This is a genomic window from Helicobacter sp. MIT 05-5293 (genome assembly GCF_000765665.2).
Classification (GTDB): domain Bacteria; phylum Campylobacterota; class Campylobacteria; order Campylobacterales; family Helicobacteraceae; genus Helicobacter_C.
On the sequence record NZ_JROZ02000001.1, the window covers coordinates 660,347 to 685,250 of the forward strand.

Annotated in this window: 26 protein-coding genes; 16 read left to right on the forward strand and 10 right to left on the reverse strand. The window is 38.3% G+C overall.

Annotation, left to right across the window (positions count from 1 at the left end; translation table 11 throughout):
- Window positions 1-25 precede the first annotated feature (25 nt).
- The gene (gene guaA / locus LS68_RS09900; protein WP_277872295.1) at window positions 26-4,441 is read right to left on the reverse strand and encodes a glutamine-hydrolyzing GMP synthase; all 4,416 of its coding nucleotides are present in this window, start codon (window positions 4,439-4,441) and stop codon (window positions 26-28) included.
- A 239-nt stretch (window positions 4,442-4,680) separates the two neighbouring features.
- A complete protein-coding gene (locus LS68_RS03410) occupies window positions 4,681-5,220 on the reverse strand; it encodes a DUF308 domain-containing protein (protein ID WP_034370652.1) in 540 nt (179 codons plus the stop codon).
- Window positions 5,221-5,483: 263 nt separating this feature from the next.
- Here LS68_RS03410 and LS68_RS03415 point away from each other — a divergent pair, with 263 nt between their 5' ends.
- Genes LS68_RS03415 through LS68_RS03425 form a run of 3 tightly spaced genes read left to right on the forward strand, consistent with a single transcriptional unit; the run spans window position 5,484 to window position 7,859 of the window.
- Entirely contained in the window at window positions 5,484-6,386 is a 903-nt protein-coding gene (locus LS68_RS03415) for a stomatin-like protein (protein WP_034370655.1), read from the forward strand.
- Window positions 6,387-6,422: 36 nt separating this feature from the next.
- Window positions 6,423-6,833: an NfeD family protein gene (locus tag LS68_RS03420; protein ID WP_034370658.1), complete on the forward strand. Its 411-nt coding sequence runs from the start codon at window positions 6,423-6,425 to the stop codon at window positions 6,831-6,833.
- Window positions 6,834-6,848: 15 nt separating this feature from the next.
- A complete protein-coding gene (locus tag LS68_RS03425) occupies window positions 6,849-7,859 on the forward strand; it encodes a lipid A deacylase LpxR family protein (protein ID WP_034370660.1) in 1,011 nt (336 codons plus the stop codon).
- Window position 7,860: 1 nt separating this feature from the next.
- Here the strand turns inward: LS68_RS03425 and glmS are convergent, their stop codons facing one another.
- Window positions 7,861-9,657, reverse strand: a complete 1,797-nt coding sequence (gene glmS, locus LS68_RS03430; protein ID WP_138090956.1) for a glutamine--fructose-6-phosphate transaminase (isomerizing) — start codon at window positions 9,655-9,657, stop codon at window positions 7,861-7,863.
- A gap of 102 nt (window positions 9,658-9,759) precedes the next feature.
- Here glmS and LS68_RS03435 point away from each other — a divergent pair, with 102 nt between their 5' ends.
- Entirely contained in the window at window positions 9,760-10,635 is an 876-nt protein-coding gene (locus LS68_RS03435; protein WP_052100386.1) for a phospholipase A, read from the forward strand.
- 25 nt (window positions 10,636-10,660) lie between these two features.
- Here the strand turns inward: LS68_RS03435 and LS68_RS03440 are convergent, their stop codons facing one another.
- The 6 genes from LS68_RS03440 to LS68_RS03465 all read right to left on the reverse strand — a co-directional run bounded on the left by LS68_RS03440 (window position 10,661) and on the right by LS68_RS03465 (window position 14,989).
- Entirely contained in the window at window positions 10,661-10,879 is a 219-nt protein-coding gene (locus LS68_RS03440; RefSeq protein WP_138090959.1) for a hypothetical protein, read from the reverse strand.
- A 61-nt stretch (window positions 10,880-10,940) separates the two neighbouring features.
- A complete protein-coding gene (gene trpB, locus LS68_RS03445) occupies window positions 10,941-12,143 on the reverse strand; it encodes a tryptophan synthase subunit beta (protein WP_034371750.1) in 1,203 nt (400 codons plus the stop codon).
- Between the two features lie 159 nt (window positions 12,144-12,302).
- Entirely contained in the window at window positions 12,303-12,947 is a 645-nt protein-coding gene (locus LS68_RS03450; protein WP_052100384.1) for an outer membrane beta-barrel protein, read from the reverse strand.
- 190 nt (window positions 12,948-13,137) lie between these two features.
- The gene (locus LS68_RS03455; RefSeq protein ID WP_081950941.1) at window positions 13,138-13,662 is read right to left on the reverse strand and encodes an RDD family protein; all 525 of its coding nucleotides are present in this window, start codon (window positions 13,660-13,662) and stop codon (window positions 13,138-13,140) included.
- 13 nt (window positions 13,663-13,675) lie between these two features.
- Entirely contained in the window at window positions 13,676-14,284 is a 609-nt protein-coding gene (pyrE, locus tag LS68_RS03460) for an orotate phosphoribosyltransferase (protein ID WP_034371747.1), read from the reverse strand.
- Between the two features lie 12 nt (window positions 14,285-14,296).
- On the reverse strand, window positions 14,297-14,989 hold the full coding sequence (locus LS68_RS03465) for a hypothetical protein (RefSeq protein ID WP_138090962.1): 693 nt from the start codon (window positions 14,987-14,989) through the stop codon (window positions 14,297-14,299).
- Between the two features lie 148 nt (window positions 14,990-15,137).
- Between LS68_RS03465 and LS68_RS03470 the strand changes: the two genes are divergently transcribed.
- The 7 genes from LS68_RS03470 (at window position 15,138) to LS68_RS03500 (ending at window position 21,122) form a co-directional block, all read left to right on the forward strand.
- The gene (locus LS68_RS03470; RefSeq protein ID WP_052100382.1) at window positions 15,138-15,641 is read left to right on the forward strand and encodes a DUF2147 domain-containing protein; all 504 of its coding nucleotides are present in this window, start codon (window positions 15,138-15,140) and stop codon (window positions 15,639-15,641) included.
- 31 nt (window positions 15,642-15,672) lie between these two features.
- Window positions 15,673-17,772 (forward strand): UvrD-helicase domain-containing protein, encoded by a 2,100-nt coding sequence (locus tag LS68_RS03475; protein ID WP_081950940.1) that lies wholly within the window; start codon window positions 15,673-15,675, stop codon window positions 17,770-17,772.
- 77 nt (window positions 17,773-17,849) lie between these two features.
- Entirely contained in the window at window positions 17,850-18,779 is a 930-nt protein-coding gene (gene flgA, locus LS68_RS03480; RefSeq protein WP_241993661.1) for a flagellar basal body P-ring formation chaperone FlgA, read from the forward strand.
- Between the two features lie 28 nt (window positions 18,780-18,807).
- The gene (locus LS68_RS03485) at window positions 18,808-19,416 is read left to right on the forward strand and encodes a UbiX family flavin prenyltransferase (RefSeq protein ID WP_034371745.1); all 609 of its coding nucleotides are present in this window, start codon (window positions 18,808-18,810) and stop codon (window positions 19,414-19,416) included.
- A gap of 3 nt (window positions 19,417-19,419) precedes the next feature.
- Window positions 19,420-19,908 (forward strand): pantetheine-phosphate adenylyltransferase, encoded by a 489-nt coding sequence (gene coaD, locus LS68_RS03490; protein ID WP_034371742.1) that lies wholly within the window; start codon window positions 19,420-19,422, stop codon window positions 19,906-19,908.
- A 51-nt stretch (window positions 19,909-19,959) separates the two neighbouring features.
- Complete coding sequence (gene tmk / locus LS68_RS03495) at window positions 19,960-20,547, forward strand: dTMP kinase (RefSeq protein WP_034371740.1); 588 nt, start codon at window positions 19,960-19,962, stop codon at window positions 20,545-20,547.
- Window positions 20,520-21,122 carry a phosphoribosyltransferase family protein gene (locus LS68_RS03500; RefSeq protein WP_241993662.1) on the forward strand — a complete coding sequence of 201 codons (603 nt, stop codon included), beginning with the start codon at window positions 20,520-20,522 and terminating at the stop codon, window positions 21,120-21,122. Before tmk ends, LS68_RS03500 begins: the two co-directional genes overlap by 28 nt.
- Window positions 21,123-21,186: 64 nt before the next feature.
- On the opposite strand, the gene LS68_RS03505 is transcribed toward LS68_RS03500, so the two are convergent.
- Window positions 21,187-21,549, reverse strand: a complete 363-nt coding sequence (locus tag LS68_RS03505) for a c-type cytochrome (protein WP_034371737.1) — start codon at window positions 21,547-21,549, stop codon at window positions 21,187-21,189.
- 76 nt (window positions 21,550-21,625) lie between these two features.
- Here LS68_RS03505 and folD point away from each other — a divergent pair, with 76 nt between their 5' ends.
- From folD to LS68_RS03530, 5 genes are read left to right on the forward strand one after another with little or no spacing between them, the layout of a single operon-like run.
- Window positions 21,626-22,486: a bifunctional methylenetetrahydrofolate dehydrogenase/methenyltetrahydrofolate cyclohydrolase FolD gene (gene folD, locus LS68_RS03510; protein ID WP_034371735.1), complete on the forward strand. Its 861-nt coding sequence runs from the start codon at window positions 21,626-21,628 to the stop codon at window positions 22,484-22,486.
- A gap of 9 nt (window positions 22,487-22,495) precedes the next feature.
- A complete protein-coding gene (lepB, locus tag LS68_RS03515; protein ID WP_138090965.1) occupies window positions 22,496-23,536 on the forward strand; it encodes a signal peptidase I in 1,041 nt (346 codons plus the stop codon).
- Between the two features lie 9 nt (window positions 23,537-23,545).
- Window positions 23,546-23,977 (forward strand): ribose 5-phosphate isomerase B, encoded by a 432-nt coding sequence (rpiB, locus tag LS68_RS03520; protein ID WP_034369733.1) that lies wholly within the window; start codon window positions 23,546-23,548, stop codon window positions 23,975-23,977.
- A 32-nt stretch (window positions 23,978-24,009) separates the two neighbouring features.
- On the forward strand, window positions 24,010-24,348 hold the full coding sequence (locus LS68_RS03525) for a hypothetical protein (protein WP_034369736.1): 339 nt from the start codon (window positions 24,010-24,012) through the stop codon (window positions 24,346-24,348).
- Between the two features lie 15 nt (window positions 24,349-24,363).
- Window positions 24,364-24,903 (forward strand): adenine phosphoribosyltransferase, encoded by a 540-nt coding sequence (locus LS68_RS03530; protein ID WP_034369737.1) that lies wholly within the window; start codon window positions 24,364-24,366, stop codon window positions 24,901-24,903.
- The last annotated feature ends 1 nt before the right edge of the window (window position 24,904 follow it).

The window sequence follows — 24,904 nt, forward strand, 5'->3', positions numbered from 1 at the left end:
TCTAATAACAATTTTACAAAAGCTCTCACTCCCACTCAATCGTGCCCGGTGGTTTGCTCGTGATGTCATACACCACGCGGTTAATGCCCTCCACCTCATTAATAATGCGGTTACTTACAGATTCTAAAAAGTCATGGGGTAAATGTGCAAAAGTCGCGGTCATTCCATCGATTGCCTCCACCGCTCGCACGCAAATCGTATTATCATAAGTGCGATTATCACCCATTACACCCACACTTCGGACATTTAGCAGCACGCAAAATGCCTGCCACACCTTATCATATAGCCCTTGATTTTGCAATTCCTCGATAAAAATAGAATCTGCCTCACGCAATAAATCTAAGTCTTTTTTATTCACCTCGCCCATAATGCGAATCGCAAGTCCGGGTCCGGGGAAGGGGTGGCGCATGAGCATCGACTCTGGCATTCCAAGCTCTTTGCCTAACGCCCGCACTTCGTCTTTAAAGAGTTCGCGCAAAGGCTCAATCAGCTCAAACTTCATCCACTCGGGCAAGCCCCCGACATTATGATGTGATTTAATCGTTTTACTGGGTCCTTTTACACTCACTGACTCAATCACATCAGGATAAAGCGTGCCTTGTGCTAAGAATTTTATCTCACCTTTTTGGTTATGTTTCTTTGCCTCTTTTTCAAACACTTCAATAAAAGTCTCACCAATGATTTTACGCTTTTTTTCTGGGTCTATCACACCTTTTAATCGTTGCAAGAATAGCTCACTTGCATCTGCAGTAATTAAAGGCACTTTGAGGTTTTCTCTAAACATCTTCTCCACCGCTTCTCTTTCACCCTTGCGTAAAAGCCCGGTATCGACAAAGACGGGAATAAGATTCTCACCAATGGCACGATAGAGCAGAGCGGCAACAACGCTAGAATCCACTCCACCACTAACTGCACAAAGCACTTTATTGGCTTGTCTTTTTAGCGTATTTTGCAGAGTTTGAGGCTCATTTCCTCGATAAACCTTGTGTTCTATCTCGTTATTCGCCTCTGCACAACCACAAAATCCGTCTAAAAATACTTCGCCATTTACAGATTCTACACTCGCATAATCATTGCTAGAATCCACAATCTTAGAATTTTCTATTTTCAAATTTGCATTCTTTTTTGCCCCCACAGAATCTAGCACTTCATCTTTAGCGATTTTAGTATCTTGCGTAAGAGACAAATCGCTACAAGCTGAATGCTTAAAGCACGAAGTAAGATGATCATTGACTATCCCCGCACTTTGCATATACGCATACATAATTGTAGTCCCCACAAACTTAAACCCACGTTTTTTTAAATCTTTAGCTATCTTGTCTGATAATGGTGTAGAAGCGGGCAAATCTGAAATTTTCTCAAAAGCATTGATAATAGGCTTTCCACCCACAAAACCCCAAATATAACTATCAAAGCTCCCAAATTCGTTTTGAATCTCCAAAAACAACTTTGCATTAGCAATCGCTGCCTCAATTTTGGCACGATTACGGATAATGCCCTCATTTTGCAATAGCTCATTGATTTTTCTTTCATCATAATTTGCCACAATTTTTGGGTCAAAATTATCAAATGCCACCCTAAAAGCCTCGCGTTTCTTTAATATCGTAATCCAGCTTAGCCCCGCTTGCATTGCCTCTAACACAAGCAATTCAAAAAGTTTATTATCATCGTGTAGCGGCACTCCCCACTCATTATCGTGATAATCCTCATAAAGTTTGCACGCTTTTTTGTCCTTATCTGTTGCCCAAGCACATCGCTTGGTTTCTAATTTTTCTCCAACTCCAAGTCCTAAAGATTTTTGCAAAACTTCTTTTTCAATCCTTAGCGGAGTAAGCCAAATCTTGCCTGTATCCCCTGCTAAAAAGGGTTCTGCTATTTTTGCAAATCCTAGTTTTACATAATATCCCACAGCCCACTCGCGACTATTAAGCATGATTTGGGGATAATCTTTTAGATATTGCACAAACGCAAACTTTAATAATGAAATGCCGACTTTTTGCCTAAAATATTGAGGATTGACAAAAAGCAAGGTAATTTCATTGCCTTTTGTTGCGATAAAGCCTAGCCACTTTTTACCCCTTTTTGCAATGATAATTTGTTCAGCTTGTAGAATATAATCTTTTTTTATCTCTTCTCGTCTATCAGCAATCAGTTTTTTACTCATTTTTTGGGTTGCCTTGACAGAATCTTCCCAAATTTCTAAAAGCCCATTAATGGCTTGTTTTTTGCCTATCTCTTTGCAAGCCTCTTTAAATGTGATAAAAGTTTTAGGCGATTCACCCCCAACAATCGCTCGCAATTTAACAATCTCATTTTCGGCAAAATTGCGCATATTCCAAGAAGTATCACTCCTGCAAATGCCCACAGCAAAGTTATACAACATCTGCCCTCCACATTCGCTATGCACAACCTCGGGGTGAAACTGCAACGCATAAATCTTGCGTTTAAAATCTGCAATCGCACAATAATGCGTATTGCCACTTTTTGCAAGCTCGACAAAGCCTTTTGGAATACTCTCTACCTTATCAGCGTGGCTCATCCATACAATAGAATCTTGCTTCACACCCGCAAAGATTCCACTTTCTTTTTGGTTGTTCCAAGCATTTTTTTCAAGCTTAAAAACAAGATGATTGAGTTCTTTGCCTTGATAGTGCTTGATAAACTCATCTATTTTGTGCATTCCAAGTTTTTTTGCAACCTTTTGAGACGCTAAATTATCTTCTTTGACTAAGCAATAAATCTCATCTAGCTTCAATATCTCAAACGCATATTCCAAACAAGCCTTTGCGCACTCATTAGCCAGCCCTTGCCCCCAAAAATGATGGTCAAGAATATAGCCAATCTCAATGATTTTTTGTGATTCTTGCTTGTTTTTATCCAAATAAATTGTCGTGCAATCTAGCCCAGCATTGCCAATAATCTTGCCGCTTTTTTTATCGATAATTGCCCAGATTCCAAAGCCATATTTATCATAATTTGCAACTTGTTTGTCTAGCCATTCTTGGCTTTCTTGTCGTGTAAATCCATGCCCCCAAGCGTACATTGTTTTTTCATCACTCAATATCAAATGCAAAGCATCAAAATCTGCTTGGGTATAGGGGCGCAAAAAGGTGCGATTGGTTTCAATCAGCCCTTTAGAATCTGCAAATTTTTCTAAAAAAACTGCCTTAATCGGAAAGCCTTTAGGCTGCTCAACCTTAAAGCGCACAAAGCCCAATTTTTCATAAAGTGCAATATTTTCAAAGCTTCTTTCGCTCGTAAAAAGCTCATATCGTTTTGCAGGGAGCTTGGCACAAAGTGTGTGAATCAGCGCACTTGCAATGCCTTTTTTGCGATATTTAGGATTCACAAAAAGTTTGCGAAGATAGGTTGAATCTTCTTGAGTAAATCCCCGCACAGAACCGACAATCTCGCCACTTTCAAGTGTGCATTTAAAAAATATTTGCTCCTTAAAATCTTTTTCTATACTTTGCAAATCTTGAATTAGCGGTTCAATATCCATTTTGCCAATTCTCTTTGCCTCATCAGCAAAAGCGGTATGTTGCAGGGCAAGAATTGCTTCTAAATCTTGTTTTTGTGCGACTTCTATGTGATATTTTAAGTGATTATCTTGCAAAGTTTTAGCAAAACTATCAGCCTGCACCGCTAAATGCACAATCGGAAAATCTCTCCCCATAGAATCTTTAGGGTTTTTACCTACAATCTCAAAACCAAGATGTTGATAGAATCCTAACCCTTGTGGGTTTTGTTCATTACAATCCACTTTAATGCTTGGATAATCTTTTAAAAATCTTTTAAATGCTTCATTGATTAACGCCTTGCCCACACCTTTTTTAAACGCATTGGGCGCAACAAAAAGCATTTCGATTTGGTTTTTTTCTATTCCAATAAAGCCCAAAAACTCATCTTGATTTTTGGCAATGATAATCTTTTGAGAGCTTTGAAACGCCTTTTTAACTTCGGGGCGAATTTCTCTAATATCTTTTTCGCTCAAAAACAAGTGGCTTGCGCGCACAGAATCTTCCCACAAATCTACCAATATTTTTAAATTTTGCGGAGACTTTTGATGATTAAAAAGTTCAAAATTTATGGTTGGTTTGGATTCTAAAATCTCTAGCACCGCCTTGCCAAACTCTTGTGCATCCGCGCGTATCACCCGCCCGCCAAAAAAATCAGCGATATATTGCATACCATAGCAGATACCAAGAATGGGGATTCCAAGCGAAAAAATCGCACTATCGGGCTTATAAGCATCTTTTTCATACACGCTTGCGGGTCCGCCGCTTAAAATAATGCCTTTGGGGTTTTTGGCTCGTATGGATTCTATGCTTTCAAAATACGGCACAATCTCGGTATAAACACCATATTCGCGCAATCTCCGCGCAATGAGTTGCGTGTATTGAGAGCCAAAGTCTAAGACAAGGATTTGAGGATTATTCATTGCTAAATGTCCTTTGTAGTGAAAAATACAAGTTTTGGTTGAGATGATTGAAACAATCAATGAGAACAAAATTCTTGTTTGATTTTGTATTATATCGAAAAACTTATTAGAGAAATCCTTGTATTGAAAACAGTAGAATTAATGTGTTTTGAGAATCTTAAATAGCTTTTAAGAATAGATTGTTTATAAGGATTTGGATTTTGCTTACCGCGCTCCCGTAGGAGCAGCGGCGTAAAGTATTAGGATTCTTTAAAGGATTGTTTGAAACCAAACCAAGCAGATAGAGAGACCACACCAAAGAAGAGCACCATAAAGGCAAACATAAAGCCGATAGCAAATCCTCCAATTGCAGGATAAATGATAAAAATCACTGAAGCAATGATGCTTAAAATTGAAGCAATTAACACCCACACCCAGCTTTGCTCTTTCTTTTTGAGTTCAAACGCATAGCCAACGCCTAAGATTCCCTTAAACATACTCATAAACGCAACAAATGCAATCAGCGTTAAGCTTGTAATATCAACACCTATGGCAAAGAAGATGATTGCAAATAAAAAGCTTAGAATCGCATCAATGATGAGCAAACGCACACCATCGGGGTCTTTGTCTTTGAAAGAGAAATAGTAGGCGACATTGACAATTGCTCCAAAAAGCAATAAAAAAGGTAAAAATACGACCAATGAGGCAAAGACTTCAAGCGGTATCAGTAATCCTAATGCACCTACAACAATAGTCAGCACAGAAAAAATCAACCATAAAATACTAGATAATGTTTTCATTTTAATCCTTAATAATGATAAAAAGATATGCCTTATATGACAAATGATTGATATTCATTGTTCATAAATTGAGCATTTGTATTGTAATGCAAAATATTAACGATAGAGATATTTTTTATAGATTCTTTAAAAAATTTAGTGCTAATGTTTTATGGATATGAGAATCTATAGAGCAAAATGAGAGATGATGCAAAGTTAAGCAAGCTTTTACATGAATCTATGGTAATATTTAGGCTTTAAAAATTATTTAGGGAGTTTGGAAAATGCTTACATTTTCGTTGGTTGTTTTAGTATTAGGCGTAGCAGTTGTTTTTTATGGTGTAAGAATTATTTCGCAAACAGATGTAGCGATTGTGGAGCGTTTGGGAAAATTTCACAGAGTCTTAGAGGGAGGATTTCATATTATTATCCCTGTGATTGATCGCATCAGTGCAAAAGTAACCGTGCGAGAGCAAATCATTGACATTAAGCGTCAGCAAGTAATTACAAAAGATAATGTGAATATCAATATTGATGGGATTGTCTTTTTGAAAGTCTTTGATGCTAAGGCAGCAGTGTATAGTGTGAGTGATTACAAACAAGCAATTGCGAATCTTGCAACAACAACTCTTCGAGGGGAAATAGGGAGAATCAGCCTTGATGATTCGCTCTCTAGCCGCGATCAGCTTAACGCCGCACTACAAGTTGCGCTCGGTGATGCAGCGAATAACTGGGGTGTAAAAATTATGCGTGTGGAGATTAGCGATATTTCTGTGCCAAATGATATTGAGAAGGCAATGAATCTCCAAATGAAAGCAGAGCGAGAAAAACGAGCGATTGAGCTTAAGGCTCAAGCTGAAAAGGAAGCTTTGATCCGTAATGCAGAAGCCCTCAAACAAGAGAAAGTTTTGCAAGCTGAAGCGATTGAAAGAATGGCTGATGCGAGGAAATATGAGCAAATTGCACTTGCGCAAGGTCAAAGTGATGCGATGCAATTGATTGCTATGCAAATGGAGAAAAGCGCGCTTTCAGCGGAGTTTTTACTTGCTAAAGAGCGGATTCTCGCGTTTAATGAAATGGCAAAGAATCCAAGCAAAGATAAGGTTATCGTGCCTTATGAAGTCAATGAATTTATCGGTAGCTTGAGTGTGATTAGTGATTTTCTGGCGCATAAATCAAAAGCCTAGAATCATCTTGAAAGCGAGCAAAGGAGAATTTGTTTTATGTCATTTTGGATTCTTTTAAGCATAGGTGTTGTGCTAGTTGTCGCCGAGATGTTTTCGGGGTCATTCTTTTTATTGTTTGTGGGCTTTGGTTTTGTGCTTACAGGTATTTTAGAGTGGTTGATAGGATTTGAAAATCTCGGTATGAATCCAATTTTTATACAAACTGCATTGATTTGTCTTATCTCGATTTTATCTTTAATCTTTATTAAGCCTTCAATCAAGCGTTTGTTGCAGAAGTCTGAAGAATACAAAGAGGATTTTTTAGATGAGCAAGGCGAGGGTGAAATCAAGCAAGGAATGGTATATTTTAAAGGCACTTTATGGAGTTTTGAGGGTGATAGGCATTATGATGAAGGGCAAAAGGTGCGTGTTAAAGGGGTCAAAAATAATCATCTTATCCTCGAATAGAATTAGGTATTTGCAATGATGATTAAATATATCCATTTATTTCTTTTTCTTGCGACATTTGCTCACGCATTCTCTCCTTATTCTAAACATACCTTGAGTTTGACACACGAAAATGATGCTTTCATTGCAGATTCTCCTGATCGCTACTATACATCGGGGTTAGGTTTGATTTATAGCTCTTCAGAAATGGATTTGCAAAATAATCAAAAATGTAAAAATGATATTTGCAAACCCTACAAATTACACTTTTTGACTTATATTGATCCTTTATTGTGGGCGAAAAAGCATCGGACAAAATTTACACGCTATCAAGTTGGATTAACGCAAAAGCTTTTTACACCTTCGAGTAATTCCAAAGAATTTGCGCGAGACGATCGTCCTTTTTCTGGAATCTTGACAGGATTTTTTAGTGTGCAACATCGGAGAGAGAATTCTTTAGAAGACATTAGTCTTTCTTTAGGCGTGGTGGGGAAAAATGCACTAGGCAAACAAACACAAAATGGCGTTCATCATCTTATCGATGTGGCTTCTTGGGAGTGGAATAATCAGATTCCTAATGATATTTTTATACTGCTTTCTTATGATTATTTGCATCGATTCTATCTTTTTGATACTCCATTTGTCAGTATGGATATTGCACCTTTTGGAGGATTTGAGCTAGGCAACTACAATGCTAATATGTCAGTAGGAAGTTATGTGCGTGTGGGTTATCATTTGAGTGAATCATTATTGCCTTCAAGATTGCATCACGGAATCCCTAGTGCGAGTATTGGAAATGGATTATATATTTATGCTTTTGGTAGTGTGAGAGGTCTAGGTATCGGTTATAATCGTCTCATCACGGGTGTAACATCATCTTTTAACGATGTGAGTATCAGACATTTGAATTATGCCTTTGAATGGGGCGTTGCAGTGGGTTGGAAAGGGTTTAGTGTGATATTTTCCCGCATTTATCAAGGCAAAGAGTTTGAAAAACAGCCTAAATTTAATCCCTATGGCTCATTGACTTTAAGCATAGCTTTTTAGATTACTCAACCGTAACGCTTTTAGCAAGATTGCGTGGCATATCGACATCATTGCCTAAGCGGATAGCAATTTCTAAAGCAAAAATTTGCAAAGCCACCATCATTGTAAAAAATTCTTCCATATAGCTTTGGCAAGATTCAAGCATCAATACATCATCAACGCCATCAATATGCTGTGTGCTGATTGCACAAATCGTGGCATCGCGCGCACTAAGCTCTTGGACATTGGATTTGATTTTATCAAAAAGTAAGTGAGTAGGCATTAATGCGACAGCGAAAAGTTCAGAATCTGCTAAGGCGATAGGTCCGTGTTTCATCTCTCCGCTAGGATAACCTTCAGCATGGAGATAGCTAATTTCTTTAAGTTTCAATGCTCCCTCTAATGCAAGGGGGTAAAAAATATCACGCCCGATAAAAAAGAATCCATGCCCATGCAGATAGCGTTTGGAAAGGCGTTTGATATGTTCGTGTAAATGTGAGCTGACACGGGTTTTTTTGGCAGATTCTACCATAGAGGCAATGTGAGATTTGAGCTCTTGAGATGAGATATGTCCGCGCTGCTTGCCTAAATAAACGCTTAGAATCCATAAAAGCATCATTTGTGTAGCAAAAGCTTTAGTGCTTGCTACACCTTTTTCGATACCTGCGCGTGTGAGCAAACTTGCGTGAGATTCTCGCACGATTGAGCTATTATCGACATTGCAAATCGCCAATGTTTTTAATCCCTTTTTTTTCACAAGTTTGAGTGCTTCCAAAGTATCCGCAGTTTCACCACTTTGAGAAATGACGATAAAAAGCTCATCGTCATTGATGACAGGCAAGGCATAACGAAACTCGCTTGCAATCACGACATTGGTTTTGATTTTTGCTAATCGTTCAAAAAGATATTTTGCGCTAAGTCCTGCATGATAGCTTGTCCCGCACGCACAAATGGTGATTTGCTTGATGTCGGTAAAAAAATCAGAGCTAAGCTCATTGAGGGTAATATCCCCTTCACTTACTCGTCCCATCATAGTTTCTAAAAGCACTTTGTGTTGTTCGTAGATTTCCTTTTCCATAAAATAGCGATAACCTTCTTTTTGAGCATAACTCTTTGTGCCATCGAGTTTTTTTGCATTTTTGAATCTTGCAAAATCACCAAGCTTCATCACGCCCATATCACCATCTTCCAAATACACGACACGATCAGCAAGCCCGATAAGTGGCGCATCAGAGCTTGCGAAATAAATCTCATTAGCATCATCGCAAGAGCGTCCAATGATAAGTGGCGAGCCATTTTTAGCATAAAAGATAGAATCTGGAGCTTTTTTTGTGATGAGCAAAATTGCAAACGCTCCTTTGAGTTGCGCAATTGTTTGCTGAAAGGCTTTCAAACAATCATATTCATTTTTGAGTGATTCTTCAAATAAATGCACAATGACTTCCGTGTCGGTTTGAGAAAGGAAAGTATGTCCTTTTGATATGAGAGTAGATTTGATTTCTTGATAATTTTCGATGATGCCATTATGCACGACATTACTAAAGTCTGCGATATGCGGGTGAGCGTTGGCTTCGGTAGGCTTACCATGTGTTGCCCAACGCGTATGTCCGATGCCTACACCTAAATCGGTCGAGCTAAAATCTTTACATTTATTTTCAAGTTGAGAAAGCTTACCTACCGCACGAAAAGTTTGGAGTTCATTGTGGCTTAAAATCGCGATACCTGCACTATCATAACCTCGATATTCAAGCTCTTTTAGTCCATTGAGCAAGAGCTGTTTTTTTTCATTTTTACCAATATATCCTACAATCCCACACATTTTTACTCCTCATAACACGACTTTATGGCATTTTACTATAAAATATTTACAGAATCTGCAATATTTTTTCAAAGGAATATGATTTTATCCAAAGGTATATAAATGCGTTTTAAAAGTTTTTTGATTATTGGCTTAGGGTTAATGTATTTTAATGTATGCGTAATGGCTGATGAGGGAGAATCACAAGAATCATCACAAACCACACCGCAAAAATCGCAAACAATGCTAGGAGATAATCAATCTCGGAGAATTGCGCTCTATCCGCATCGTTCTGTGTATATTTTGCCCTTTTATCATTCGATTTCTGCTCCTACGGAAAACAATATCCGTGATGAAACGAAGTTCCAATTTAGCTTTAAATTACCAGTGATAAGTCATTTGTTTTCACCTTATGGGAAGTTTTATTTTGCCTATACACAAACCGCGTGGTTTCAGAATTATAACAAGAAAGATTCTCGCCCATTTCGCGACCTTGACTATCAACCCGAGCTTTTTTATTCTTACGAGAGGGCGTTAGGATTCTTAGGAGGAAGATTTAAGAGTATTTCAGCGGGTTATAATCATATCTCTAATGGTGAGCGAGAAGCGCGTTCAAGGACGGAGAATCGTTTGTTTGTGAGTGCTAATTGGGAACATCAGATGTTTAAAAATGGTGTATTTGGTGTGCAAGCAATGGCATGGGTGTATTTTGGCAAGCATAATAATGGATTCTTGCATGACAATGCGGATTTACCAAAATATCGAGGGTATAACGATTTGTGGATTTATTATAAAGGCTCTAGGCATTTGTTGGAGTTTTATGCTCGTCCTGTGATTGCACGCAAATATTATCCTTATTTTGAGCTTGGTTGGACGATTAGAATCTCTAAAAATATGGGACTTTATGCGCAATATCTTAATGGTTGGGGAGATAATATTTATGAATACAATATCCGCTCTCAACGCGTAGGGGTAGGCTTAAGGCTATGGAATTATTAGGATTTTGCACTCATAAGCCTTGCATTTAGTTCGTAGAATCATTATTTTCATATTTACTTCTTAACGCCTTTATGGTCTCAACCATTGCCTGATAGTCAATTTCTTGATAGGGAGTTTCTAAAATTTCACGCCACAACTGCCCCATACGATGTAAATCTTCTCTGCTTTGTGGGGTATCATCTGTAACAAGCCACCCAAAACTTACATATTCTAAAAGCACATCTTTTTCCATAATTGTTGCCATTGTTGCTCCTTTGGTTGGCTATTGTCAAGTTTGATTTAGGGATTTGTGAGAGGGTAGGGGATTATTCCCCATAGCCATATTTTTCGACTACAAAATCAATATCTTTATCACCGCGTCCGCTCAAATTCACGAGAATCTTTTTACCCTTAAGTGTAGGTGCGATTTTTAATGCGTATGCGAGTGCGTGGCTAGATTCTATTGCAGGGATAATGCCCTCATTCTTGCTCAACTCAAAAAAGGCGTTAATCGCTTCTTGGTCGCTGATAGCGGCGACTTTGGTGCGTCCGATACTATGGAGATAAGCGTGTTCTGGTCCTACGCTTGGGTAATCAAGCCCACTTGCGACACTATGGACAGGGGCGGGTTCACCTTGAGAATCTTTTAGCATAATGGATTTGAATCCGTGCATAATCCCCTCATTTCCATAGCTTAAGCTTGCAGCGTGTTCGCCTATTTTTTCACCTATGCCTAGAGGCTCGACACCTATAAGCTCGACACTATCATCAATGAATCCGCTAAAAATTCCCATAGCATTGCTTCCACCACCGACACAAGCAACTACGCTATCGGGTAGTTCGCCCGTCATTTCAAGGAATTGTTCTTTGGATTCTATGCCTATGATTGCTTGAAAATCACGCACCATTTTAGGGAAAGGGTGAGGTCCTACAACCGAACCAATCGCATACATAGAGTTTTTAGGATCTTTGAGATAAGATTCAAAAGCTGAATCCACCGCTTCTTTGAGTGTCTTTGCACCAAAACTTACGGGGACGACATTTGCGCCAAGTATTTTCATACGCACGACATTAGGGTGTTCTTTGGCAATATCCACTTCACCCATGTGAATCTCACATTCCAAGCCAAAGTAAGCCGCTGCTGTCGCAAGGGCTACGCCGTGCTGTCCTGCGCCTGTCTCTGCAATGAGCTTTTTTTTGCCCATAAATTTTGCGAGTAATGCTTCGCCCATACAATGATTGAGCTTGTGCGCACCGGTGTGATTAAGATCTTCTCTTTTGAGATAGATTCCTGCACCGCCGTATTTTTTCGTGAGATTGTGAGCAAAATAAATCGGCGTAGGGCGTCCTTGAAAATGTGTCCTGATTTTGCGTAATTCTGCGATAAAATCGCTATTTTGTGCGATGAGATTATAGCTCTCCTCAATTTCTTTCATCGCCTCTGCGATTTGTGGAGGGACAAAGCTCCCGCCAAAAGCTCCAAAAAAGCCTTGAGAATCTGGAAATGATTTAAGATAAGGCTTATCCATTTTTACTCCTTTGTGTATAGTGTTTGTTTTGATTTTAGGGTATTTTATCACATTTTGTTTTGAAAAGTAGTGCTGATTGGGATTAATAACGAGGGTAAGGATTTGTGATAGTTTAGATTCTATAATAGGCAGAATCTAAACTACAAAGGCTAAGACTTCTTAGAATGTAAGATTGTAGCCCACTTGCACGATGTAAGTGCGGAGTGTAGCTGCTTTTACATCTCCTATAACAGGTTGTGTAATTTGATAATCAAAACCTAGTAAAGGAATTTTTGCTCCGAGTAGAATCTGATGTGCATCATTGAAATTATAAGTTAGCCCGACATTTAAAGGCACGGCAAGACCTCCTTTAGCTTCGGTAGGCATAGGAACAACCCCGCCTATTTTCCAAGTAGGATTATATTGTTGATAACCTACACCGATACCGATATATGCGCCAAAAGCGCGAGTGAAATTTACCCAATAATCGATATTTGCAGTAATAAGATGTTGATTAATATCAGCTTCTGCTTTTCCCGCTAGACCATTATCTTTAGAACCTTTACTTTGATTGTAATTGTAAGAAAGGTAATAGCGTAACCCCATATTGTTGCTTAATGCCTGTCTGTAACCTAAATCTAAGCCTATTGCCCAACCAGTTCCGGTTGTAGGTAATAAACTCTTCATTGTTTGCAAAGCAGGACCATAAGTAGGTGTGGTGATAGGCACACCTGCATTGATTCCCACAAACAAACCGCTGCTTTGAGCACTTGCTACGCTTAATAAACTCGCACTCAACGCGACTGATAATATTATCTTTTTCATCTTTAATCCTTTTTTGTCCCTTAAAATTTAACATGTTGTTATATGGGATACTTTTGATTATAAAGCACACAATCAAAAAAAAAAAAAAACGAAAAAATTTTTTTGATAATTTAATATTCGTTGTTACAAATAGTTGCATATACAAGTATTTTTGCTTGTGATTGAAGTAAATTTTGAGTGAGAATCTTTCTTAGCTTTTAGAAGATTTATCAGATTCTAAAACAGGGAAAATTTGTGTGCTACAAAGCCAATCGTGGAAGCATTTGCCATCACGGCGAAGTATTCCCATAACTAAGCCAAAGAGAAAAGTCGTCCCCACAATCCATAAAAGATAGCGCACAAAAGCGCGTATGAAGCCGACTTTTTGCTCATCATCTTTAAGGAGTTTGATGCGCATATATCGATAACCGGGCGTTTGTGCGGAAAATGCTAAAAATAAAGCGATGATGATTCCATAGCACAAGCCGCAAGCCAAAATCGCACTTTGATTCTGTGTGAAAGCGTCCTTGCCATCGAGAAAAATATAAGTCGTGAGATACAAAATAGGCATATTGATCATAAACATATCAGTGATAAATGCTTTGATTCTCTCTGTGGCGTAAATGCTTTGGAGTTTTGCTTTGAGGGGCATTCCGCCGAAAATACCTTTGGGTAAGTCAGGCTGCTTGGAAGAAGGGGATTTTTTGACTTCACGCCACCTTTTGGTTTTTGCCATTGTGTGATCTTTGTTAATTGCCGCGACTACCGGGCTTAATCGCTTCTTGTCCTTGTTTGCAAAGTGGGCAATCTTTGGGATCATACATATTGAATACAAAATCTTCTAATGCAAAAAAGGGAATATGTTCGGGCAGTCTTGCTTCGGGTTTGCGAGGGAGTGATGAGCCTACTCTTTTACAAAAGCCACGATTTGCTAAGCCTGCATAAGCGACTACTTCTCCACCTTCAAATTCTACACATTGCGCAGATTCTAAAGCAGAGCCACCAGTAGTGATGATGTCTTCACAAATGAGAATCTTCTCTCCTAATGAGACTTGAAAGCCTCTCCTTAGAGTCATTCTCCCCTCTACGCGTTCGGTGAAAATAAATCGCACCCCCAATGCTCGTGCGAGTTCATATCCGGCTAAGATGCCACCAATCGCCGGAGAACAAACACAATCAATCTGAATCTTTGCTGCATTGATTTGTTGTGCTAGGGCAGTGGCAAGTTCTTGTGCGATTTTTGGATTCTCAAGCACTTTGGCGGATTGTAAATAATGATCCGAGTGATTCCCGCTGCTAAGTAGAAAATGACCCTTTAAAAGCGCGTTTGCTTGGGTATAGTATTTTTCAATGTCCATAAAGTCTCCTTGTCAAAAACGAAGTGAATATTTGAGATAGTTAATCGTCATATCGCGTTTTGATTGGTAATCAATCAAATCAAAGCCTACAAAAAGCTCGTGATGTCTTTTATAATAAAATATAGGACCAATGGCGATTGTAGGATAAAACCATTTTTTGCGTTGGCTCTCAAAAGTAGGGTTAAGGCTGTCGCTTGTGCGTGAAAAGCTTGAAGCACCTAGAGAGGCAAGTCTGACGCGGAAACCTAAGAAAGATGAGGCATAAATGCGATATTCAACAGAAATCCCACCGCGATAAATTTGCATTCGATTGGGCTTGGTTGAATCAAATTCAAAATCTGCAAATGCGCCGTAATTTGTTCGATCAAAGAATCCAAACACGCGCAATGAATGGATTCTGCCTAAGATAAAGTCATATCCTGCTTCGACACCTAATATACTGCTTGTGCCAAGATTAGGTGTGTAGGCTACTCCTACATTGACAAGGGCGTAGAGTCCTTCTCTTGGGTCTTTGACTTTGGGGAATTTTTTACCTGCTACATTATAGAGTAGCTGTTGCCTTGTTTGCATAACATCGCCTAGTGCTTCTTGAATCGGTTTGTCCCTAATCTCTTGAGCAGATAATCCTTGTGTGCTAAAAATAAATACACTACAAATCGTGATTAAGGTAATCCTTGTTAATACTATATATCGTTGCTTACGCATTAATATCACCCTCGTTTTGAGATTCTTAAATTTATTTTTGAGGTAAAAATTATGATATTCTAATATAATTTTGTTACACTTGCAAAGTATAATGCGAATTTTTGATGATTTTTAAAAAATAATTTTTCTCTAAAGTTAAGGAGTGTTGATGCGTAAATTGTTGAAATATAGTATCATTGTTTTTTTGTTTGGTCAATGTTTTGCCCAAGATTTGGTAGGGTATTATATGACACATAAGGGTGAGAGTGGGCGACAGGCGATTGTGGAGTTTTTCAAAAAGGACAATAAATACTATGCTTATGGTTTTGCGAATCTTGACGGAGCTCCTCCTAAGAAAGACATACACAATGAGAATCCAGCTCTAAGAGATCGTATTGATAAAACAACGGTGTTTATTTTTGATCTTGTGCGTGATGGTTCAAGTAATACTTACAAAGATGGCAGAGTCTATAATTTTGATACCGGTAAAATTTACTATGCCAAAATCACTCTCAAAGATAATGGTTTAGAATTGCGAGGGAGCGTTGATAAAATGGGTTTGGTAGGTGAAACAAAAGTTTGGAGACGCTTGAGTGATGAAGAGATTAAACATTGGTTACCCGAAAAGCCGGATTTTGCTCCTGTCGAGGCAAGCATCAAAGATTATCAATAAAGTATTTGACAAGTAAAGCGTAAGGGTCTGAATGGAAGAGAAGATTCAAAATCATATCGAACTTGCTCTCCAACAGCTCAATCCCGCCCAAAGAGAAGCAGCGCAACACATTGACGGGGCGATGCTGATTCTTGCAGGTGCAGGGAGTGGGAAAACAAAAACGCTCACCACGCGTTTGGCATATTTGATAGATGAGGTGGGTATCCCTGCAAGCTCGACATTGACATTGACTTTTACAAATAAAGCCGCACAAGAGATGCGAGATAGGGCTTTGGGATTACTGGAGCATTCTCGCAGTATGCCACCGCCTTTGCTCTGCACTTTTCACAGATTCGGATTGATGTTTTTACGATTATATATTGATAGGCTTTCGCGTTTGTCAAACTTTATCGTGCTTGATACGGAAGATAAACGAGCCATTATTAAGGATTTGTCCAAGAAATTACCCACTTCGCAATTTGATTACTATATCTCAAATATGAAAAATGCTTCTCTCTCACCCGAAGAAAGTAAGGCATATATTGCAAACGAAAAAGATGCGTTGCTTCATCGGATTTATCAAGAATATGAAGCATTTTTGCTCTCTAAGAATCTGCTTGATTTTGATGATTTGCTTTATCTTACTTTTAAGATTCTTGATACTTGTGAGGATATTGCTCAAAATATCAGCCAAAAATATCAATACATTATGGTCGATGAATATCAAGACACTAATGAGATTCAGTATAAAATCTTAAAGCGTCTTGCCCTCACTCATCAGAATCTCTGTGTTGTGGGAGACGATGATCAAAGTATTTATGGTTGGCGTGGTGCAAATGTTCACAATATTCTCAATTTTTCTAAGCAATTTGATAATGTTAAGGTTGTCAAGCTTGAAGAAAATTACCGCTCAAGCACACAAATACTTGATGCAGCGAATAAACTCATCAGTCATAATCATAACAGGCTTGGTAAGATTCTCCATAGTGTGAAAGGTGAGGGCGAAGCAGTGCGTGTGATTGAAAACGAAGATGAGACAAGCGAGGCGCAAAAAGTCGCACAAGAAATCAGAGGTTTGCTTGATCAAGGCGTAAAAGCAAGTGAAATTGCCATTCTTTTTCGTGTGAATGCGTTGTCAAGAAGTATTGAAGAAGGGCTTAATCGTGCAAAGATTCCCTATAAATTAATCGGTGCGATGAGATTCTATGAGCGGTCAGAAATCAAAGATTTGCTTAGTTATTTGCGTCTTCTTGTGAATCTTGATGATGATTTTTCTTTTATGCGCATTGTTAATCGTCCTAAACGCGGTATTGGCAAGATTACTCAAAATAAACTCACTGCCTTAGCGCAAAGTTTGCAGAAGTCTTGTATAGCGTGTGTGCGAGAGAATCCTTTAGAGACAGCACAACAGATTGGAGAGAAAAATTATCAAGTGATTAAGGAATTTATTGACCAGCTTTTAGGTTGGCAGATTCTTGCTAAGGACCGCTTGGAAGATTTGATTGAAGAGATGGAAAATAATCTACATTTTGAATTCAGCATACTTGATGAAGTCGATAGAGAGGGCAATATTAACGAGTTTTATGCTCTCTTTCGAGAATATGCAATGAAGAATCCACGAAGTCATTTGGAAGATTTTTTAAATGATCTTGCATTGAGTAATGCAACCGATGAGATTGAGGGTGAGGCAGTGTATTGTATGAGTGTGCATTCTGCAAAGGGATTGGAATTTCAACATCTTTACATTATTGGCTTTGAGGAAGGGTTTTTTCCTTTGATAAGGGGTGAAGATGAGGGTGATATTGAAGAAGAAAGGCGGTTAGGCTATGTAGCTTTTACGCGAGCGAAAGATTTTTTGAATATCTCTTATGCTAAAAGTCGATTTTATCGTGGTAAGCGAGAAAGAATGCGCAAATCACGATTTTTAAAAGAATCAAACAATATGCGAGATTCTCATTATTCTTTAGATTCTAACAAAGAATCAGACGCAGATGTCAAGTATTGCAAGGGTATGAAAGTGCAGCATAAAATCTTTGGCATAGGTATTGTGCAACACATACAAGGCAAGGGTAGTCAGTGTCAGCTTCAGATTAATTTTGCGGGATTAGAACGCAAGATTTTGGCTTCATTTGTGCAGATTGTGGAAAGCTAAATCGTATTAAGAATCCAAAATATTTAATCAAATATAGTATAACTTAGAAAGTGTGATTTGAAAGGAAGGGTTGAAGAGTGCGTTTTTATTGTTTGAAATTATGTGCATTCGTTTTGATGATTTTTGGTGCGTGTTACGCGCAAGAATCGATTCAAAATTATGACATTCCTCCCAAACAGCTTTTTTTGGCAAAGCACTATGGGGTTTCTCATTCAGAGGTTTATTCTACAGATATTTTTCCTAAGATTCAAAAACATTTCAAAATCGCTACGATTCCGCCAGATCGTTTTACATTACGACTTAAGAGTGTCGATGTAAAGTTGATTTTTGCGCGGTATGGGTATGATCTAAGCTTTGAAGATATTTTTGTAGAATTTGAATTTGTGAGTGATATGCGTGAAAGTGCGCCTTTAGAATTTCTTGAAAAAATGTATATCCAGTATTATGGAGATAATATTGAGATTAAACAGATTCAGTTGCGTCCATTGCATGATTTGCCAAAGCATTATACGCCTGATGATTATGATTTCAATACAAGTGCCTTAAAAAAAAATAGTGGCACTTTTGTGATGAAATATCACACATCTTCTGCAAATAAGCAAGCTACTTTTCTTTATCAGATTCACGCTTCACTTAAAGTCGTTAAAAGCACACAAAATATTAGTATCAATGAGAATCTAACCTTGCAAAATACGAAAATTGCCCTGATTGACTTTGAAAAAAACAGAGGCGATTTGATGACACCTGATGATGTGGGTAATAGCGGGGCAAAGAGTTATATTCGTGCCGATTTAGTAATCACAAAGGATAAAATCAAGCCCAGAATTATCGTCAAAAAAGGTGATAAAATTGTCGTTTCAAGTCGTCAAGAGGGTGTGCTGATGGAGGCAGTGCTGATTGCTAAACAAAATGCAATTCAAAATGAAATCATTAATGCCCAAAATCCTATCAGTGGAAAAATCATTCGTGTGAAAATCACCAATGAGGGTAAAGGTGAGATTTTATAGATTCTAAAACGAAGAGCAAGAGGACAGAATGCGCACAGACATCAAAAAAATAGTAATAGGTATTAGTGGGGCAAGTGGTGTCCATTTAGGACTTAAATTAATCCAATCTTTACCAGAATCTATGGAGCTTTTTATTATCATTAGTGAGGGTGCGAAAGAGGTCGCCTATCATGAAAATAAAAAAGACATCAAAAAAGAGCTTGAGATTCTCTTACAAGGCAGGTCATTTTATATTTTTGATGAAAATGAAATGAGCAGTTGCATTGCTTCAGGGAGTTTTGGAATCGATGCGATGGCGATTGTGCCGACAAGTATGAATCTTCTTGCAAAGATTGCTAATGGGTTATGTGATGATTTGCTTTCGCGTTGTGCGAGTGTGATGCTGAAAGAAAGGCGCATTCTTTTACTTGCTCCGCGTGAAATGCCTCTAAGTGCGATTGCATTAGAGCAAATGTCTAAGCTTGCGCAGCTTGGCGTGATTATCGCCCCACCTATTGTGGCGTATTATGCAAAGGCACAAGATATAGATTCTATGGAGTTTTTCTTTATCGGTAAGTGGCTTGATGCACTAGGGATTCAGAATAATCTTTATAAGCGTTGGGAGAATCTTTATACAAACACATCAATAAAAAGGTAAAAAATGAGAAAGTTAGCAATTTATCCGGGCACTTTTGATCCTATTACAAATGGACATTTGGACATTATCAAACGTTCTGTGGAGATTTTTGATAAAGTCATTGTTGCCATTGCCAAATCTAATGCTAAAAATCCAATGTTTTCTCTTGAACAACGCAAAGAAATGCTTTGTCTTAGCACTAATACAATGCCTAATGTCGAGGTAGAAGGTTTTGAGAATCTCCTTGCGGATTTTGCAAAACAAAAAGGTGCAAAAATGCTTATTAGAGGTTTGCGTGCGGTGAGCGATTTTGAATATGAATTACAAATGGGCTATGCTAATGCGTCTTTAAACGCAAATCTTGAGACTATTTATTTTATGCCAACCTTGCAAAATGCGTTTATTAGCTCTTCTGTGGTGCGTTCTATCATCGAACATAACGGAGAATTTGGGCATTTAGTGCCAAAAAGTGTGTATGGGTATATCCAAATGCTTCGCGAAACACACAGATAAAAAACAAAATACAAATCAAGCAAAATATCATTAAAATGAAAGGAAAGACTGATGTATGTTGCGATTGAAGGCATAGATACTTGTGGTAAAAGCACACAGATTGAACTTTTAAAGGCGTGTTATCCTGATGCGACTTTTACAAAAGAGCCCGGCGGTAGTGCGTTAGGAGAGCAGATTCGGAATCTGATATTGTATCCTTCGCATAATGCGCCACTTGATTCTCGTGCAGAATTATTTTTGTTTCTCGCTGATAGGGCGCAACATTATCACGAAGTCTTGTCTCATCATCGGCATACACAAACGCTTGTGATTTCTGATAGGAGTTTAGTCTCTGGAATCGCGTATGCAAAAGATGTCGATAAAGAATGGAATCTTGCTTTGAACATTTTTGCCTTGCGTGAGATGTTGCCGGATTTAGTTGTGATTCTAAAACTTGATAGGGATACGCTTTGTGATCGTATGCGTCAAAAATCACATGATCATATCGAATCACGGGGTATAGATTATATGCTTACAATTCAAGATCAATTTATCTCTATCGTGCAAATGATGAAAGTAAAGTTTGTCGTTCTTGATGCAAAGCAAAGTCAAGAAGTGATTTTGGAGCGCATTTGTGCGGAGATTGGAAACTTGATGTAATGAAATGTCTAGTGTGTGGGGCTTTTAGCTGGAAAGCGATTTGTGCAGTATGCTTAGAGCAAGTCCCGCTCACGCCTCGCCACAGAATCTTATCCTACGATACTAAAGTTTATAGTTTTTACCGATACGATGATGTAGCGTATTTGATGCAGTCAAAATATCATTTAGTAGGCTCACGGATTTTGCGATGCCTCTCACAAAAGGCTGCAAAGTATTTTTTTGCACAAGGAGAGTTGCCTTTTAAAGCAGATGCCATTGCTCTTGATGATTATCCTTATACTTTTTACTCTCATACCGGCGTGATTCTTAAAACCTTTGCTGATGCGAGTCAGGGTAAACTCACGCCCATTTTTGGCTCTCTTAAGGCACGAAATAATGTCAAATATGCGGGGCAAAGTCTTGCGTTTCGGCAATCCCACCCTAAGAAATTTGACTATAATGGTAAAAGTCAAGATGTAGTGATTTTTGATGATATTATCACGACAGGCACGAGCCTTAATGAGGCAATTGCAGTTTTGCATAAACATCAATCTCGTGTGCTTTTTTGTCTCACATTATGCGATGCAAAAGCATAGAAACTTTCTATCAATTAGGTAAGGATTAGGCATCTGCTTGAAGCCGATATTAGAATCTGCGCGTTTAGGGCTGATACAGATACATATAAATCGCAGTGATTTCTTCATCGGTCAGATAATATTGAGGCATCACACCTTTTTGTTTATTAAGAGCGCGTTGGAAGACACTAAATTCGACATTATTAATTTGCGGGGCAAAAAGTATTTTATTCACACCCTTATGTTTATAGTCTGCAATTTTGCCTCCTTCACCTTTTTGCCCATGACATTTATTGCAAGCAATACCGCGTGGATTCTCATAAAGATTTTTGCCGTATTCATTTTGCGAGAAAACAGGAGCAGAAGATTCTGAATCTTGAAGAATTTCTTCTGCGTTTAAAAGACCATAAAGCACAAATATGCTCATAAATAAAATACTTTTCTTCATAAAATACCCTTCAAAACATTCATTCTTTAATATATTTTATTATAATAGCGTAATGATATTTCCAAAGGCTTTAAATATGACATTACTTGATGGCAAATCTTTGAGTGCAAAAATCGAAAAAGATTTGGCAGTAGAAATTCAAAAAATCTCTGAAAAGGGTATCACACCCGGACTTGCAGTGATTTTGGTTGGCAATGATCCCGCAAGTTGTGCTTATGTGGGTATGAAGGCAAAGGCTTGCAAACGTGTAGGAATCTATTCAGTAACACATGAAATGCCCTCTACAATCACTCAAGATGAACTTTTATCCGTGATTGATATATTAAATCATAATCCTAATATTGATGGTATATTGGTGCAATTGCCCTTACCTAAGCATATTGATAGTGAAAAGATTCTCGAAGCAATTGATCCTAAAAAAGATGTCGATGGATTCCACCCTTTCAATATCGGGCGTTTGAGCGCGAATCTTGATGCTTTTATCCCTGCTACACCATTGGGTGTGATGAGACTTCTTAAGGCTTATGAGATTGAAGTAAGCGGTAAAGATGTCGCGATTGTCGGTATGAGTAATATCGTAGGCAAACCTTTGGCAAGTTTGATGCTTAATGCAGGTGCGACCGTGAGTTTGTGCCATATCCTTACGCGTGATGTCGCTGCCTACACGAGAAATGCGGATATTGTGTGTGTGGGAGTGGGCAAAGTCGGACTGATTACTGCTGATATGGTAAAGCAAGGAGCAATTGTTATAGACATTGGAATTAATCGTTTAGATTCTGGAGCAATTGTCGGTGATGTGGATTTTGCTAATGTCGCTCCTAAGACAAGCTATATCACGCCTGTTCCCGGAGGCGTTGGACCAATGACGATTGCTACTCTTTTGCAGAATACACTTAAAGCTGCCAAAAATCGTTCGGATTCACGCAAAGGGATATAAAGGAATATAATGTTTAAAAAAATTTTTCAATCAATATGGGCTTTTGTTTCAAGTTGGGTAGGCACGATTATTATTGTTTTGTTTTTGATTTTTTTCATAATGCAGGCTTTTGTGATTCCTACTCGTTCTATGGTAGGGACACTTTATGAGGGTGATTTTTTGTTTGTCAAAAAATTCAGTTATGGTATCCCCACACCCGTTATTCCATGGCTTGAATGGAAAATTTTGCCTGATTTTAATGGTGATGGGCATCTTATCACGGGTAAGCGTCCTAAACGCGGTGATGTCGTTGTATTTGTCCCACCTCATTTAGAAAAAATCTATTATGTCAAACGCACTTTTGCAGTGGGTGGTGATGAGGTGATTTTTGATGAAAGCGGGTTTTATTTGCGACCTTTTGAGGGAGACGAGTATATCAAAGAGCATTATTCGGGCTATGTCCTTGTGGAAAAGCTTGGCAAACTTTTTGTAAAAGAGCCTTATATGGGAGAACACCCGGGTATTTTTTATCAAGATATGTATCAAGATATGCGCACAGGTGAGATATATTTAAGTGATGATGAAGGGAAACTTTACCAAAAAGTATGCGTGTCAAGCAGCCAAGAAGGCAGAAATATTGGCGATGGTGAAGAATATTGTGATTTATGGAAGCGTGAATATACCGATAAGAATCCTAGCGAGCTTGTTGTCAATCACAATAGTGCTTATAACAGAATGTTGAGTATGAATCCTTTTTCTTTGAGTATGAATAGAATCAGCGATAGTGCGTCAAAAATCGGCAATATGTTTTATAAAAAGATTGATGATGATGAGTTTTTTATGATTGGGGATAATCGCAATAATAGTCAAGATTCTCGATTTTGGGGCAGTGTGCCTTATAAAAACATTATCGGCACGCCTTGGTTTATTTATTTTAGTATCAATCAAGCCAATAGTCAGGAATCTCGCGCCGATGAAGATACTTATAAACGCTATACGATTCGATGGGAGCGAATGTTTCAATCTGTGGGATCTTTGGAAAAGCATATGCGTGAAGCAATGCCAAAGTAAGGGGGTAGAATGGTTTATATCATTGGGACAGATCACGCAGGCGTGAATCTTCGGGATTTTATTAAACAATATTTGCAAAGCAAAGGTTTTGAAGTGATTGACCTTGCTCCAACTGATACGCAAAGAGTGGATTATCCAGATTTTGCTCAAAAAGTGTGTGAAAAGATGCGTGAATATGACGATGCGCGAGGGATTCTCGTCTGTGGAAGTGGGATTGGAATGAGCATTGCTGCTAATCGTTACGAGTATATTCGTGCTGCACTTTGCACCGATGCGTATATGGCGAAAATGGCACGAGCTCATAATGATGCTAATGTGCTTTGTATGGGCGAACGAATCAGTGGTATAGGCGAAGTCGAATCGATACTTGAAGCATTTATCGATACGCCTTTTGAAGGTGGTAGGCATTTGGCAAGAATTTCTAAGCTTAAATCGCATTAGGCGTAAGATCAATTTAATGTAAAGGGGAACAAATGACTTTTATTGCGCAATGGTTTTTCTTGACAGGATTTATTTTATTTGTGCTTTATATGATCGTGCGGACATTTTTTTATCGCAGTGTTGCTCAAAAAGAAGAGCGCAATTCTGCCGCGATGAAATTAACCCTTAATGAAGCAGAGATTCTTATTCGCAAACATCAATTGCAACTTCAAAGGGCTTTGGGAAATATTGATATATTAACCCAAGAAATGAATGCTCTTAAAAATGAAGTAAAAGTGTTAAAATCAAGAAATTCTCAATACAGAATCGAGACAGACAAATATAAAGCGCGTATTAAAGATTTAGAACAAAAAATCGAGGCATTACTCTAAAAATAGGAGCAAAAAATGGATAAATCAAAAATTATAAGTGCAATTCGTGAGATTAATGACTACCCTAAACCGGGTATTGTCTTTTATGATATTACTACCCTTATTGGCAATGCAGAAGTTTTTTCGGAAGTAATAGAGGCTTTTAAACAACGTTATGAGAATCAAGAGATTGATTTTATCGCGGGGATTGAGGCGCGTGGATTTATTTTTGCCTCCGCTTTAGCTTATGCGTTGGGTGTAGGATTTGTGCCTATACGCAAAAAAGGTAAGCTCCCTTATACAACAAAAAGTGAAAAATATAGCCTTGAGTATGGTTTTGATGAGATTGAGATTCATACTGATGCTTTTGGCGATAAAAAAAATGCAAAAGTCGTTTTGATTGATGATTTGATTGCCACAGGAGGCACAGCGGAAGCAAGTATAAAGCTGATTCAGTCAATGGGTGCGCAATGTATAGAAGCGGGTTTTTTAATTCACCTTAAGGGCTTAAATGGAGCAAAAAAACTTTCTTCTTATACAAAAGTATTCAGTATGCTTGAGCTTGATGGTGAGTAGT

Excerpts from the sequence above, each read along its gene's own strand:
- guaA (WP_277872295.1), bottom strand. The coding sequence starts at position 4,441 with ATGAATAATCCTCAAATCCTTGTCTTAGACTTTGGCTCTCAATACACG.
- LS68_RS03410 (WP_034370652.1), bottom strand. The coding sequence starts at position 5,220 with ATGAAAACATTATCTAGTATTTTATGGTTGATTTTTTCTGTGCTGACT.
- LS68_RS03415 (WP_034370655.1), top strand. The coding sequence starts at position 5,484 with ATGCTTACATTTTCGTTGGTTGTTTTAGTATTAGGCGTAGCAGTTGTT.
- LS68_RS03420 (WP_034370658.1), top strand. The coding sequence starts at position 6,423 with ATGTCATTTTGGATTCTTTTAAGCATAGGTGTTGTGCTAGTTGTCGCC.
- LS68_RS03425 (WP_034370660.1), top strand. The coding sequence starts at position 6,849 with ATGATGATTAAATATATCCATTTATTTCTTTTTCTTGCGACATTTGCT.
- glmS (WP_138090956.1), bottom strand. The coding sequence starts at position 9,657 with ATGTGTGGGATTGTAGGATATATTGGTAAAAATGAAAAAAAACAGCTC.
- LS68_RS03435 (WP_052100386.1), top strand. The coding sequence starts at position 9,760 with ATGCGTTTTAAAAGTTTTTTGATTATTGGCTTAGGGTTAATGTATTTT.
- LS68_RS03440 (WP_138090959.1), bottom strand. The coding sequence starts at position 10,879 with ATGGCAACAATTATGGAAAAAGATGTGCTTTTAGAATATGTAAGTTTT.
- trpB (WP_034371750.1), bottom strand. The coding sequence starts at position 12,143 with ATGGATAAGCCTTATCTTAAATCATTTCCAGATTCTCAAGGCTTTTTT.
- LS68_RS03450 (WP_052100384.1), bottom strand. The coding sequence starts at position 12,947 with ATGAAAAAGATAATATTATCAGTCGCGTTGAGTGCGAGTTTATTAAGC.
- LS68_RS03455 (WP_081950941.1), bottom strand. The coding sequence starts at position 13,662 with ATGGCAAAAACCAAAAGGTGGCGTGAAGTCAAAAAATCCCCTTCTTCC.
- pyrE (WP_034371747.1), bottom strand. The coding sequence starts at position 14,284 with ATGGACATTGAAAAATACTATACCCAAGCAAACGCGCTTTTAAAGGGT.
- LS68_RS03465 (WP_138090962.1), bottom strand. The coding sequence starts at position 14,989 with ATGCGTAAGCAACGATATATAGTATTAACAAGGATTACCTTAATCACG.
- LS68_RS03470 (WP_052100382.1), top strand. The coding sequence starts at position 15,138 with ATGCGTAAATTGTTGAAATATAGTATCATTGTTTTTTTGTTTGGTCAA.
- LS68_RS03475 (WP_081950940.1), top strand. The coding sequence starts at position 15,673 with ATGGAAGAGAAGATTCAAAATCATATCGAACTTGCTCTCCAACAGCTC.
- LS68_RS03485 (WP_034371745.1), top strand. The coding sequence starts at position 18,808 with ATGCGCACAGACATCAAAAAAATAGTAATAGGTATTAGTGGGGCAAGT.
- coaD (WP_034371742.1), top strand. The coding sequence starts at position 19,420 with ATGAGAAAGTTAGCAATTTATCCGGGCACTTTTGATCCTATTACAAAT.
- tmk (WP_034371740.1), top strand. The coding sequence starts at position 19,960 with ATGTATGTTGCGATTGAAGGCATAGATACTTGTGGTAAAAGCACACAG.
- LS68_RS03505 (WP_034371737.1), bottom strand. The coding sequence starts at position 21,549 with ATGAAGAAAAGTATTTTATTTATGAGCATATTTGTGCTTTATGGTCTT.
- folD (WP_034371735.1), top strand. The coding sequence starts at position 21,626 with ATGACATTACTTGATGGCAAATCTTTGAGTGCAAAAATCGAAAAAGAT.
- lepB (WP_138090965.1), top strand. The coding sequence starts at position 22,496 with ATGTTTAAAAAAATTTTTCAATCAATATGGGCTTTTGTTTCAAGTTGG.
- rpiB (WP_034369733.1), top strand. The coding sequence starts at position 23,546 with ATGGTTTATATCATTGGGACAGATCACGCAGGCGTGAATCTTCGGGAT.
- LS68_RS03525 (WP_034369736.1), top strand. The coding sequence starts at position 24,010 with ATGACTTTTATTGCGCAATGGTTTTTCTTGACAGGATTTATTTTATTT.
- LS68_RS03530 (WP_034369737.1), top strand. The coding sequence starts at position 24,364 with ATGGATAAATCAAAAATTATAAGTGCAATTCGTGAGATTAATGACTAC.